The following is a 13,064-nucleotide window of genomic DNA, read 5'->3' as shown; positions in this document are numbered from 1 at the left end:
GCTACATAATTAACACTTATACTATTGATGCTCACACATATGCCAGGCAATGTGATTTGAAAAACCGCTACTTTGCAGCTCCTATTTTTCTCATGTGGTTACCTTCGCCAGCTGCTTAAAAAGCTTCGCAGCCGCTGGGGACATCCAGGCTTTCTCAGCTGCCACCAGACAAAACTCACGGGATGGCATCTCTTCGTCAAATTCCAACGCAAAAACATCCCCATTTCCAAGAGCCTCCGATGCAAAATCCGACATCAGACAGCCGATTCCCAGATTCCGCTTAACAAACTGGACAATCATCTCACTGGTGGCCAGTTCAAACTCCGGCTCCAGCCGAACCCCGCGCTTTGCCAGAAACTCATCCATAAAGCGGCGCGTACTGGTATTGCGCTCCAGGAAGATGCAGGGGCAGTTCAACAGCTCTTTATATGAAAGTTTTCTGCCCTTTAACTGGGCTGCGTATTTGGGTCCGGCTATAAACACATTGCGGATCTCCTGAACCGGAAAACTCTTTACCGCCTGCTTGGTCTCAAAAGGTGTGCTGACAATACCGAAATCAATGTGTCCCTGATAGAGTGCTTCAAGGGTCTCGGGCGTCGGACCGTTTGAAACCGTCACCTTGATATTCGGATACTGCTCATGAAATTGTTCCAGATATGGAAGCAGATAAAACTGGAGTGTCATATCGCTCGCGCCAATGCGGATCTCGCCCGTTTCCAGGTCCTTCATGCGCCGCAGCATCGTCTCCCCGTCCTGTATCGCATCAATTCCCCGTCTGACATACGACAGAAGCAATTCTCCCTCGCTCGTCAGCTTCACGCCGCGCGATGTCCGCAAAAAAAGGCGGCAGCCAAGCGCGGTCTCCAGTTGTCGGACCGCCTGGCTGACCGCCGGCTGGGAAATGCAGAGTGCCTCTGCGGCCGCCGTGATGCCGCCGCATTCGCACACGCTGCAAAATACCCGGTAATACTCCAGATTCACACTTCCATGTAAATCCTGTTTAGACATTAATCTCTGCTTTCACTCCCAGATCTTCTTTATTTGCATCCAGAATCGGCTGGATTACCTCTGCCAAGAACTCATCTACCTGCTCTTTTGCACGGCCGGTGTAGCGCTCCGGTTTCATCGCTGCTTTCAGGTCATCTAAGGACAGATTGAACGCCGGATCCGCTGCAATCAGCTCGAGAAGGTTGTTATCCAGACCTTTCTCTTTCACATTCTTTCCAGCTTCCATCGACAGAGTACGGATCTTCTCATGCAGTTCCTGACGGTCACCGCCTGCCTTTACTGCATCCATCATGATATTCTCGGTTGCCATGAACGGAAGCTCTGCCATCATGTGTTTCTCGATAACCTTCGGATATACAACCAGACCGTCAACGACATTCAGGTACAGATCCAGAATACCATCAATTGCAAGGAAGCCTTCCGGAACACTCAGACGCTTGTTCGCAGAATCATCCAATGTACGCTCAAACCACTGGGTAGATGCAACCAGCATCGGGTTCATCACGTCTGCCATCACGTAGTTAGCCAGGGAAGCCATACGCTCGCTTCTCATAGGATTTCTCTTATATGCCATAGCAGAGGAACCGATCTGATTCTTCTCGAAAGGCTCTTCTACTTCTTTCAGATGCTGAAGAAGACGGATATCGTTGGAGAATTTATGGGCACTCTGTGCAATACCTGCAAGAACATTTAATACACGTGTATCCTGCTTACGGGAATAGGTCTGTCCGGATACCGGATAGCAGCCATCAAAGCCCATCTTCTCTGCGATCATCTGATCTACCTTGCGGCACTTTGCATGATCCCCATCAAAGAGCTCCAGGAAGCTTGCCTGTGTACCGGTTGTTCCCTTGGAGCCAAGGAGACGTAAGGATCCAAGCACATAATCCAGATCATCCAGATCCTGCTTGAGCTCCATCATCCACAGAGTTGCACGCTTACCGACGGTGGTCGGCTGTGCCGGCTGGAAATGGGTAAATGCCAGGGTCGGCTGTGCTTTATATTTATCAGCAAATTTAGCCAGCTCATCCAGAACACTGATCAGTTTCTTACGTACCAGCTTCAGGGCTTCTGTCATAATGATGATATCGGTGTTGTCTCCTACGTAGCAGGAAGTTGCACCCAGATGGATGATTCCTTTTGCTGTCGGGCACTGTACGCCGTACGCATACACATGGGACATAACATCGTGGCGCACCAGTTTCTCACGCTCTTTAGCAACATCAAAATTGATTTCATCCTTATGTGCTTTCAATTCATCGATCTGCTCCTGCGTGATCGGAAGGCCAAGCTCCTTCTCCGTCTCTGCCAGCGCAATCCAGAGTCTTCTCCAGGTGCGGAACTTCTTGTCCGGAGAAAAAATATACTGCATCTCCTTGCTTGCATAGCGCTCGGAAAGAGGGCTTACATATCTGTCGTACATGGCTAATTTACCTCGCTTTCTTTTTTCAGGGTATGGAAAATAGTCTCTTTCGCAGCCATTTGAAGGCGTCACCGACACATTTTCTCAATATCCTACCTGCAAATTATAATACAGGCACTTTTCAAAATCAATCACTTTTCGCTGTTCCGGCTGCAGCTCTTTCGTTCTTGGTTACTGTTCACGCATACATTCCCAATAACGGAATTTGCCACAGTAACCGTTCCTGCTCTTCCATTCATCATTCATGCCCGGCCAAACGTTTTTCCTGCCGCAAACAGTCACTCTCCTTCTGATTCCACCCGTTCGTGCACGATTTCCAGCTCTCCGGTCTTCAGATGCAGACGGATTTTCGTGGAAGTTCCCGTTTTTTCTGTCGCTCCGTATGTTTCCCCGGCATTTTCCCGTTCAACTGTTCTCTTCTCCTGCCAGTCTGCAGGCGCTTCCTCCGCCCCATTCTCTGCTCTTTCCCCCTCCGGCAGTTCATACTCGATCACATCCATCTCTCGGATCGACCAGATCCGTTCCCGCATCTTCCATATACTCGCCAAGTACATGGATACAGCCAGTGCAAGTCCATACAGAAAATACCTCTGCCTCCGCTTCCTCCGCCAGCGGACGCGTTTCAGATAGCGGCGAATCTTCCGTTTTTGATATTTAAACAGCTTTCTGCTTTGCGGCATTGATTTTTGTGCATTTCTATGTTTCTCTGACATCTGCATTCCTCCCACAGGTGCCTCTCCATTTTTACTATAACAAATAGAAAAAAATCTGTAAAGATGATGCGGCTCACAGGCAGGGCTTTTCCGAACTGAAAGTTGTGGTTTTTAGGCAGTTTATTTTTTTCTCATGATACGCTTTTTCTGTATTCACACTCCAGATATGCTCCTTATCCGCACTTCCCGCCAGAAGGAGATCCACTGCACAAAATGCTGTCATCATCGAATGATCCATGTTATTGTAGCGATGCTGTCCATTCCGTCCGATACAGAACAGATTTTCGATTTTATTCAACCATGCAGTCAATTCACCCATCCGGTCATAGGTGCCAAAATAAGCTGGGTATGCTTTCTTTACTTTCTCGATATGAAAATCAAGAATTTCCAGAAAACCAAATCTATAATTTATCACATAAGCCGTCAAAAGCACCCCCAGAAAGCCAGCGCTGATCGCCCAGTCTCTCTTTTTTCTTTCATGACAACACCCAACCTTCCAGCCATTCCAGCCACTGCTCGGCAAATTCCTGTTTTACCGGATATCCAGACAGCACCGGATAGAAAAGAAGGAACGCGCCGATCACTGCTGAAAGATACAGCAACGCTGCTTTCCTGGTTCGTTTCGGATCTCTTTCCCAGAAAAAATGCAGACAATTTCCCAGCATTAAAATCTGTATCATACTGCACGCAAAATACTGATAGATAAACACGGTTCTGTGGATAAATAACCACGGAAACAGCATAGAAGCATAGGAAATGCACAGATATCCCGCTATTTTATCCTGTCGAATCTGCCACAGGTATATAGTATAAAATAGCGCCGGAATTGCCGACCACCAGATTACCGGGTTTCCAAAAGTTGAAACCACACTGATTTTACCAGACTTAAGCGACGTGTATGCATCCAGAAGCGGTCGTTTAATCCAGGCCCACTCATACCATTCAGAGGCATATGGATGTTCAAACACCGTTTTCTCATGGTAATGAAGCATAAGCTGCTGATTTTCCCACATAGTCTGGAAAACATTTCCATTTCCCATACCATTTCCATAAGAAAGATAGGATGCAACGTAAATCACTGCCGGAATCAAAATGTATGCAGCGATACAGATGACAGACAGCCCCGCCAGGTAACTTATCGCCGCCTGTCCAGACATTCCCTTTCTGGTCCGTGCCGCAGCTGTCCCATATTCCTGGAACAAAAATGTAAAAAAGAGGACTGCAATCCCCGCGCAGGCATATACCCCTGTCCACTTCGATGCCATCGCCGCTCCAGCTGCCATGCCATTTAAAATCATCAGACACACCGTTTTCCAGCTGCATCCCATTTTCAAGTCATCCAGCACCAGATACATCAGATAAAAGGTAAGCAGGATAAAAAATCCCACTATCACATCAATGGTTCCGATTCTTGACAATGTAAAATGCATGAAATCAAAGACTATCAACAGTGCTGCAAATGAGGCAATCCATGTACTCCGGCTGATTTTCCGCATAAACGCATAGCTGACCGGCACCATCAGGATGCCAAACAGAGCACATACACACCGCCATCCAAACGGCGTCATTCCAAATACGCGGATTCCCAGACTCATCCACCATTTTCCAAGCGGTGGGTGCGTTGTCTCATAAATTGTACGCCCTTCTACTATCTCATTTGCCGTTCTGGCATGGTAAACCTCATCAAACATACTTTGGTATTCATAGGTTGTATCCGCCGGAAACAATTCCTGCTCATCAAATGCCTCTGGATAATCCTCTGCATTGGATGGAAGGATCGGATTTCCATCTGGATCCAGAAGAACGATTTCCAGAACCTCTGCACTCTCATCCATCGACACGATCCCTAGTTCGTAAGTGCGGTAATGAATTTCCACTGGATTCCAGCAGTATACAGATAACAATTCTGTCTCTTCCCCGATGGCATCCCAGCCATCTCCCTCGGCATTCGGAACCGAGCATACAAAATGTCTCTTCTCCTTTCCACCCAGATAAACCTGCGCTTCTGAGATAGTCACACTTCCATCAAACCGAAGCACCATCTCATTTCCGTGGCTATCATTTTTTTCAAATTCATACGCAGTCTGCGGCGCCTTCATGCTTCCAAGATTCACAAATGCCATCACAGCAAAGAGAACTGTCAATCCTGCTGCCATACACCAGTCACGGCCGGACCAGGGCGCGCCGGTCTTTTCCGACTCTGTGTTCTTTTCACAAGATTTTATTTCCAAGCTCTTCCCGGCATCTATTTTTTCACTCCCCGTCATTCGTTTTGATGCGCAGCGTGCCGCTTTTGCTTCATCCAGCTCGACTCTCGATTCAGGAATCTGACATTTTTCATGTAATATTCCAACATAAGAAGCAATTCCATATACACAGGTTCCCACACCCAGTACTGCAAAAAACATCAGCATCAGCGGATAAAATTCATCTCCCGGACTGCACTGTCCGAAGCGCTCTCCGGTGATATCCCGCGCCCAGAGTATGCCAGTTCCCGCAACCGTGAGAAGAATTCCAATTTTTTTGAATCTTTCTATTCCAAGACGCGCTCTGAAGTGCTCTATCCACGAACTGCCCACGAAAAGAATCAATACCGCCAGCCAGATAAAAAGCATCCGCTTTTTTCCCTGTGAAAGAACAGATAATACCGGGATCGGATTCCAAATATAAAGATACAGGCATTCCCACACTGATTCCCGGCTTCCGTTTTTCCCGGACAAAATATATAAAAGCCCGGCTGTCACCAGATCCATTGCCATGACTTCCAGGAAGCCATGAACCTCCTGATTAGAAATGGCAAAGAATACAAAGCGCGTAATCAGATACCCGGCCGCTGCTTTCCAGCAAAGCTTTCCCGCCATCCCCCGCTTTTTCTTTTCCTCATACAGCCAGATGACAGTCAGGCACGCCGTAATGGCGATACAGTAAGCTGATTTCATTCTGGCACCTCCTTTAACGACTTTTTTAAGTGCTCCATTTCGGTGGCACTCCCCTCAGACACGCCGTTTCTTTCTCATCGCTATAATTTATATACTCCCGGGATCCTCCCTGCACATACGCAGGAAAGAGCTCGGGAGTATATGAATCTGTTTCCATCATCCTATATGCAGGAGAGCAAAAACAAGGTTAAATTATAGATGATTAATGTTTGTAATCGCCCCAAATCTGAACTTGGCCGATTATTTTCACTTCATACTCTTAGTTTCAGATTGATCACGGATCTGTTGACCTCGGCGCCTCCGATGGATCCGGCGTCTGCGGTGGCTCCGGTGTTGTCTGCGGTGGCTCCGTTGTTGTATACCCCTTCGTCTCTTCCGGCTGGGTCGGTTTCACGGTCGGCGTCGGGTTTTCGGTCGGTTCTTTCGTCGCCGGCGCATCACTCGGTACCACACTCGGCGTTTCGCTTCCACCACCGCCTCCAGAATGTCTGCGTTCTTTGGATGTTCTGGAATTCAGCTTCGGTGTATCGGCATTGGTCGTCTCTAAGATGGTCATCGTTCCGTCTTCTGCCACTTTTACCTCAAAGCTTCTCGCCGGTCTCGGCTTGCGGCCGCCGAACGATGTGCCATCGTTTTCAAACGTATAAGGAATTCCGTTGATACTGACAACGCCCGTTGCCATCTCTCCACTGTCCGGTGTGCCAAAATAATAGGTTTTTCCATTGATCCAGACAACACCGCTGACCATTTCCCCCGACGCCGTACAGAAATACTGTTTGTCCCCGTCTTTTACCCAGCCGATCTGCGGTGCTCCCTGTTCATTCAGGTAATACCATTTTCCATCGATCTGCTGCCAGCCTGTCTGCACCTGTCCATTTAGGATGTAGGCTCTTGCACCTCCTGTACCTACCCATTCGGCAAAAGCAGGTCCAGCATACAAGCCCATGATCAAAACGGCACTGAGTGCACAGGCACCCGCCTTCATCCATTTGCGTTTTCTCATAGCATACCTCCTCGTATTGATCGAAAAGCTGTCTTTCATGTATTTTTATTCTGGAGTTTTTCTTCTTTTTCACGATTTCAAGCTTTTCTTGTTGTATTCATCTTATCATTTGTTTTATTTTTCTACAATTTGCACTGCACAAGATGTCATTTTTTTACACAAGATGTAAAAAAATGATACACTAGCCTTGACAAATTGATTTTCAGAAGCTTTCATCCACAAACACAAGGGCGGGAAAAGTTCCAGAAATGAAAACCCCGGCTGTGAGTGGATAAACTTACTCACAGTCGGGGTTCCATTTTCACATCTGTATAAAATCTCTTAACCGATCACATCCGCCATATCATACCGTCCCTCCGGCTTTCCTGCCAGGAATTTGGCTGCCTGTACCGCACCCTTTGCGAAAATCGCCTTGGAATAAGCTGTATGATTAAAGGTAATCACCTCATCCTGACCAGCGAAAATGACATCGTGTTCGCCTACGATTGTGCCGCCGCGGATCGCCTGAATACCAATCTCCTTCGCATCACGTTTCTCACGTGTAGCGGAACGATCGTATTTGTAATGGTATGTATTGCCCATCGCCTCGTTGATCGAATCTGCCAGCGCAATCGCCGTACCGCTCGGAGCATCCACCTTCTGATTGTGGTGTTTCTCCAGAATCTCAATATCAAATCCAGCCGGAGCCAGAATCTGCGCTGCTTCTTTCAGAAGCTTTAAGAGCATATTGATACCAAGAGACATATTTGCAGAGCGAAGAACAGCTGTCTTCTCTGCCGTCTCTTCTACCTTTGCCAGCTGTACCTCGGAAAGTCCTGTCGTACACAGAACAACCGGCATTTTCTTCTCTGCACACCAGTCGAGAAGTTCATCGACAGCTGCTGCATTGGAAAAATCAATCACAACATCCGCTTCTACCTTGCATTCGTTCAGAGACGCAAAAACCGGATAATCATTTTTCTGCTCGGTTCTCATATCAATACCCGCAACGATAGAGATCTCCTCGTCCTTCGCTGCAATTCCGGAAATAACCTGTCCCATGGCGCCGTTACAGCCATGCATAATTGCTCGTACCATCTGTTAAAACCTCATTTCCCTATCTCATCCTAATTTTAACGGTTCTTATCACTCTTTCAGGCTGATTCCGTAATTTACCAGTTCTCTTCTCAGACGATCGCGGTTTGCCGGTTCCATATCCACTAACGGTTTGCGGAACGGACCCACTTCCTCGCCCATCATGTTCATCGCTTCCTTAACCGGAATCGGGTTTACCTCGCAGAACAGCGCCTCAATCAGCGGAATTGCATCTATCTGCATCTGTCTTGCCTTCGCTACATCACCAGCCTTGAATGCCGCGCACATATCATGTACCTGACGCGGTGCCACGTTGGATAATACGGAGATAACGCCCTTTGCGCCCAGTGCCATCATCGGAACCGTCTGGTCGTCGTTGCCGGAGTAAATATCAACTGATCCGCCTGACAGGCTTGCAATCTGTGCGATCGCGGAGAAATTGCCGCTTGCTTCTTTGACACCGACGATGTTCTCATATTCCTTGCACAGTGCCACGATCGTCTCCGGGGTGATATTGACGCCGGTACGGCTCGGTACATTGTACAGAAGGATCGGAAGATCAACTGCCTTTGCGACCTCTGAGAAATGAACCTTTAAACCCTTCTGGGTTGATTTATTGTAATACGGGGATACGAGCAGAAGTCCGTCTGCTCCTGCCTTTTTCGCTTCGGTAGACAGATATACCGCTGTCTCTGTGCAGTTGGAACCGGTTCCTGCTACAACCGGGATTCTCTTATTTACGACCTGGCATACGAAACGGATCACCTCGATGTGCTCCTCATGGCTTAATGTAGCCGCCTCGCCGGTCGTACCGCAGGCGATAATACAGTCTGTACCGCCAGCGATCTGTTCTTCTACGATCTGCTCCAGTTTCTCATAATTTACGCTTCCATCCTCATGAAATGGCGTTACCAGCGCTACGCCTGCTCCTTCAAAAATAGACATTTTGTTTCCTCCTTATTCTTTTGCACGATGGCTGAGTTTCTATTCCAGAGTCCGTTTCTGTCCCCGCTTCAAACGAATGTTTGCAGCCTGTCGGTCCTGAGCGTACAAAAAGCTGGCACAATGGCCAGCTCTATGAATTCAAATCCAAACTCCCAGTAGCTCCCCATCTATCGATGACAGTTACAGAATTCTTCATCCTGCACCCAGGAACTGCAGATACAGGCGCCGCAGCCCTTCGGCGTATCATCCTTTCAGCTGTCTTCTCCTGCACCTGCCGCATCCGACCGCTTACTGATAATCAACGCAACCTCTACTTGTTTTTTCTATCTTAGCATTACTTTGAATACTTGTCAACCGTTCATGCACGCATGATCGTTTGACGGCTTCAGGCATTCCAGGCGCGTCACCTCGTCTGCATGCTCCTCTGCCCCAGCCGGGCATACTTTTCCGGTCAGAATCAGATCGACATTCTCCTCGCGCGCTGCCAGCAGTGTTTCCAGAGCATCGTCTCCGACCAGTTTCTGATCTAACACCCCAAGAAATTCATCCAGAATCAGCATATCGCATTCGCCGGTACAGAGTACTTTTTTTGCAAAATTATACCCGTTCTGAATATTGCAGAGCTCTTCCTTTTTGCCTTCTTCAGAGAGATTTTCATAATACTCATTCTGTTTTTCAAATCGGAATACTTTAAATGCCGGCTCCAGCTGTTTTAACCCATCTGCTGTCTCATGGCTCAGCACTCCCTTTAAGAATTGTATCATAATTACCTTCCGGCCGTGCATGGCTGCACTGACACCACGTCCCAGTGCCATCGCTGTTTTTCCCATCCCGGTGCCGAAGATGATATGAACTTTCCCCTTTTTCATTTCCCTCTCCTCTTTCTGTGCCTCCCGCTGCGCTGGCGCACAGACTGTCTTTCCTGATGTCTTTTTACACACAGACCTGTGTGTTTTATTTCTATCCATCCAATAATCGTTTTACGAATTCTGTAAGCTGCCTTATTCTAGCATATTTTATCTGTTTTGGCAAGCTATGGCAAAACCAGCCATTTATCATGCCCTATAGATTGCATAACCGGCTTCAAACTTTGCTGTAACATCCTAAACCTATCCTATTCTTCCACGCACTCCAGCTTGCTGACCGACACCTCGTATGCCACACGTTTCTCGCACTCTGTCTCGCTCAGCTTCTTCGTATATTCACGGCTCTGCACGCGCCCCCACACGCACACGTGGCTTCCCACGCCAAATCCGGACGCATAGCGGGCATTTCTGCCCCACGCAATACACGGTATGTAATCGGATTTTCCATACGGACGGTTGACCGCCAGCAGCATATCGGCAATCTCGCGTCCCAGCGGTGTTTTCCGGTAGATCGGCTCCTTGCAGATATAGCCTTCCAGAAAAATCTGGTTGGTTTTGGTGTAATCCGTAAATTCTTCCAGGAAATGAATCTCACGGACAAACACAGACAGCACCAGACGGTTTTTCGCGCCCTCATGACGGTTGTAGGAACGGAACTGGCCGATCGCCTCCATCGTCATTCCGCGGTAGTCTTTCGATACATCCAAAAGCCGTTCTGAAATCATGAGTGGAATCACGTCCACCTGATCGCTCAGACGGCTGACTGCCAGGTCTGCGATATAAAATCCTTCCCCGAATACTTCGTGGCTGAATGTAAATTCCGATACGACCTCACCAATCACGCTAACCTTGTTGTTTTCAATCATTTTTTCCGACATAGTATCTCTCTCCTCTTCTTTTTTGCAGTTTTTCACGGCAGGTTCTTGGAGTCCTGCTTCTTACTGTATATATGTATGAGGGGAATGACCGTTTTAGAAGAAGAAGTGAATGAGAAATTTCGACAGGGTGGGGGACATGAATCGACAGAGGGAATGGGATCGGCAGAGGGACGGAAACGGCGGGGCGCGTCGTTTCCTGGATATCTCTCGCTTGAATATACGAAAAGGAGCAGCTGGCTTGCGCGGCTGCTCCCACTTTACGATTATTTAGCTATTTTTACGGCTGATCATCGCTCTCTTTCTCAGAGTCGGATCAAGAATCTTTTTACGGATTCGTAAGCTGGTCGGGGTGATCTCGAGAAGTTCATCGGTATCGATGTAGTCGAGGCACTGCTCCAGGCTCATGATTTTCGGCGGAACAAGGCGAAGGGCTTCATCGGCGCTGGAAGAACGGGTGTTGGTCAGCTTTTTGGTTTTGCAGACGTTTAACTCGATGTCTTCCGGTTTTGCGCTCTGTCCGACAATCATGCCGGAGTAAACTTTAACGCCCGGTCCGATGAACAGGGTTCCGCGCTCCTGGGCATTGAACAGACCGTAGGTGATGGACTCGCCTGCCTCAAATGCAATCAGGGATCCCTGTTTGCGGTAACTTAATTCGCCCTTGAACGGTGCATAGCCGTCAAAGCTGGTGTTTAAGATACCATTTCCCTTTGTATCGGTCATGAACTCGCCGCGGTAGCCGATGAGACCTCTGGACGGAATCGAGAACTCCAGTCTTGTGTATCCGCCGCCGATCGGGCTCATGCCCTGCAGCTCGCCTTTACGGCTGGTCAGCTTCTGGATAACAGCACCGGTAAAGTCATCCGGTACGTCGACGTAAGCGATCTCCATCGGCTCTAATTTGCGGTTTCTCTCGTCATATTTGTAGAGTACCTCCGCCTTGCTGACTGCGAACTCAAAGCCCTCGCGGCGCATATTCTCAATCAGGACGGACAGATGCAGCTCGCCACGGCCAGATACCTTGAAGCAGTCAGCGGAGTCTGTCTCCTCTACACGCAGGCTGACATCGGTATTCAGCTCCCGCATCAGACGCTCGCGGATGTGGCGGGAAGTGATGAATTTACCTTCCTGACCTGCCAGCGGGCTGTCGTTTACCATGAAATCCATGGAAATGGTCGGCTCAGAAATCTTCTGGAACGGAATTGCCTCCGGTTTCTCCGGTGAACACAGGGTATCACCGATGTGGATATCTGCGATACCGGAAATCGCTACGATCGAACCGATCTTTGCTTCCTGTACTTCTACTTTATTCAGACCTTCAAACTCATAGAGCTTACCGATCTTAACTTTGCGGAACTTGTCCGGCTCATGATGGTTGACGATGACGCAGTCCTGATTTACTTTCAGGTAACCGTTGTCGATCTTACCAACGCCGATACGTCCTACATACTCGTTGTAATCAATCGTGCTGATCAGAACCTGTGTCTCTGCATCCGGATCTCCCTCCGGCGCCGGGATGTAATCCAGAATGGTCTGGAACAGCGGCTTCATATCCACATTCGGATCGTCCAGGTTCTTCTTCGCATAGCCAGAACGTGCAGATGCATACAAGAACGGGCAGTCAAGCTGCTCGTCGGATGCATCCAGATCCATCAGAAGTTCGAGAACCTCGTCCACAACCTCCTCCGGACGTGCTTCCGGACGGTCAATCTTATTGATACATACGATAACCGGCAGATCCAGTTCCAGTGCTTTACGCAGAACGAATTTGGTCTGCGGCATCGCGCCCTCATATGCGTCTACCAGAAGGATAACGCCGTTTACCATCTTAAGAACACGCTCTACCTCGCCGCCGAAGTCCGCATGTCCTGGTGTATCGATAATGTTGATCTTGGTGCCGTTGTAATTAACAGCCGTATTCTTGGACAGAATCGTGATACCTCTCTCACGCTCAATATCGTTAGAGTCCATGACACGATCGACTACTTCCTGATTGGCACGGAATACACCGCTCTGGCGAAGCAGCTGGTCTACCAGCGTCGTTTTACCGTGGTCAACGTGAGCGATAATTGCAACGTTTCTGACATCTTCCCGTTTCATTTTCATATCTGCTTACTCTCTTTTCTTATGATGATTCATTACATGTACTAATTAATAATTATTTTCTGTCACAGACAGGCATCCTGCCGTTTCGTCTTTGGCAAAGGAGCCGCCC

Annotated in this window: 12 protein-coding genes and 1 riboswitch; of the genes, 1 reads left to right on the top strand and 11 read right to left on the bottom strand. The window is 48.3% G+C overall.

The features are described from left to right. Window positions 1-90 precede the first annotated feature (90 nt). From DW720_RS06490 to DW720_RS06445, 10 genes are all read right to left on the bottom strand, one after another. Window positions 91-1,008 carry a LysR family transcriptional regulator gene (locus DW720_RS06490; protein WP_118481727.1) on the bottom strand — a complete coding sequence of 306 codons (918 nt, stop codon included), beginning with the start codon at window positions 1,006-1,008 and terminating at the stop codon, window positions 91-93. After that, window positions 1,001-2,431, bottom strand: a complete 1,431-nt coding sequence (gene purB, locus DW720_RS06485) for an adenylosuccinate lyase (RefSeq protein ID WP_107001528.1) — start codon at window positions 2,429-2,431, stop codon at window positions 1,001-1,003. Before purB ends, DW720_RS06490 begins: the two co-directional genes overlap by 8 nt. Before the next feature lie 278 nt (window positions 2,432-2,709). After that, the gene (locus DW720_RS06480; protein ID WP_117795179.1) at window positions 2,710-3,144 is read right to left on the bottom strand and encodes a hypothetical protein; all 435 of its coding nucleotides are present in this window, start codon (window positions 3,142-3,144) and stop codon (window positions 2,710-2,712) included. A 73-nt stretch (window positions 3,145-3,217) separates the two neighbouring features. Next, the gene (locus tag DW720_RS06475; RefSeq protein ID WP_147355504.1) at window positions 3,218-3,559 is read right to left on the bottom strand and encodes a hypothetical protein; all 342 of its coding nucleotides are present in this window, start codon (window positions 3,557-3,559) and stop codon (window positions 3,218-3,220) included. A 61-nt stretch (window positions 3,560-3,620) separates the two neighbouring features. Then, window positions 3,621-6,083 carry a phospholipid carrier-dependent glycosyltransferase gene (locus DW720_RS06470; RefSeq protein WP_118749399.1) on the bottom strand — a complete coding sequence of 821 codons (2,463 nt, stop codon included), beginning with the start codon at window positions 6,081-6,083 and terminating at the stop codon, window positions 3,621-3,623. Between the two features lie 274 nt (window positions 6,084-6,357). Continuing rightward, complete coding sequence (locus tag DW720_RS06465; RefSeq protein WP_182427915.1) at window positions 6,358-7,086, bottom strand: hypothetical protein; 729 nt, start codon at window positions 7,084-7,086, stop codon at window positions 6,358-6,360. Between the two features lie 321 nt (window positions 7,087-7,407). Continuing rightward, the gene (gene dapB / locus DW720_RS06460; RefSeq protein ID WP_107001533.1) at window positions 7,408-8,163 is read right to left on the bottom strand and encodes a 4-hydroxy-tetrahydrodipicolinate reductase; all 756 of its coding nucleotides are present in this window, start codon (window positions 8,161-8,163) and stop codon (window positions 7,408-7,410) included. A gap of 48 nt (window positions 8,164-8,211) precedes the next feature. After that, window positions 8,212-9,105: a 4-hydroxy-tetrahydrodipicolinate synthase gene (gene dapA, locus DW720_RS06455; protein WP_118467484.1), complete on the bottom strand. Its 894-nt coding sequence runs from the start codon at window positions 9,103-9,105 to the stop codon at window positions 8,212-8,214. 148 nt (window positions 9,106-9,253) lie between these two features. Then, window positions 9,254-9,426, bottom strand: a riboswitch (Lysine riboswitch). A 29-nt stretch (window positions 9,427-9,455) separates the two neighbouring features. Then, the gene (locus tag DW720_RS06450) at window positions 9,456-9,974 is read right to left on the bottom strand and encodes a cob(I)yrinic acid a,c-diamide adenosyltransferase (RefSeq protein ID WP_022359533.1); all 519 of its coding nucleotides are present in this window, start codon (window positions 9,972-9,974) and stop codon (window positions 9,456-9,458) included. A gap of 245 nt (window positions 9,975-10,219) precedes the next feature. Beyond that, on the bottom strand, window positions 10,220-10,849 hold the full coding sequence (locus tag DW720_RS06445; protein WP_022359532.1) for a single-stranded DNA-binding protein: 630 nt from the start codon (window positions 10,847-10,849) through the stop codon (window positions 10,220-10,222). A 136-nt stretch (window positions 10,850-10,985) separates the two neighbouring features. Between DW720_RS06445 and DW720_RS16135 the strand changes: the two genes are divergently transcribed. Continuing rightward, the gene (locus tag DW720_RS16135; protein ID WP_267895340.1) at window positions 10,986-11,120 is read left to right on the top strand and encodes a hypothetical protein; all 135 of its coding nucleotides are present in this window, start codon (window positions 10,986-10,988) and stop codon (window positions 11,118-11,120) included. Here DW720_RS16135 and typA read toward each other — a convergent pair. Next, entirely contained in the window at window positions 11,117-12,955 is a 1,839-nt protein-coding gene (typA, locus tag DW720_RS06440; RefSeq protein WP_117795171.1) for a translational GTPase TypA, read from the bottom strand. The genes DW720_RS16135 and typA overlap by 4 nt on opposite strands. Window positions 12,956-13,064: the final 109 nt, after the last annotated feature.

Source organism: Clostridium sp. AM27-28 (assembly GCF_003480955.1).
Lineage (GTDB): Bacteria > Bacillota > Clostridia > Lachnospirales > Lachnospiraceae > Otoolea > Otoolea fessa.
This window is presented reverse-complemented; position numbering and strand designations above follow the sequence as displayed.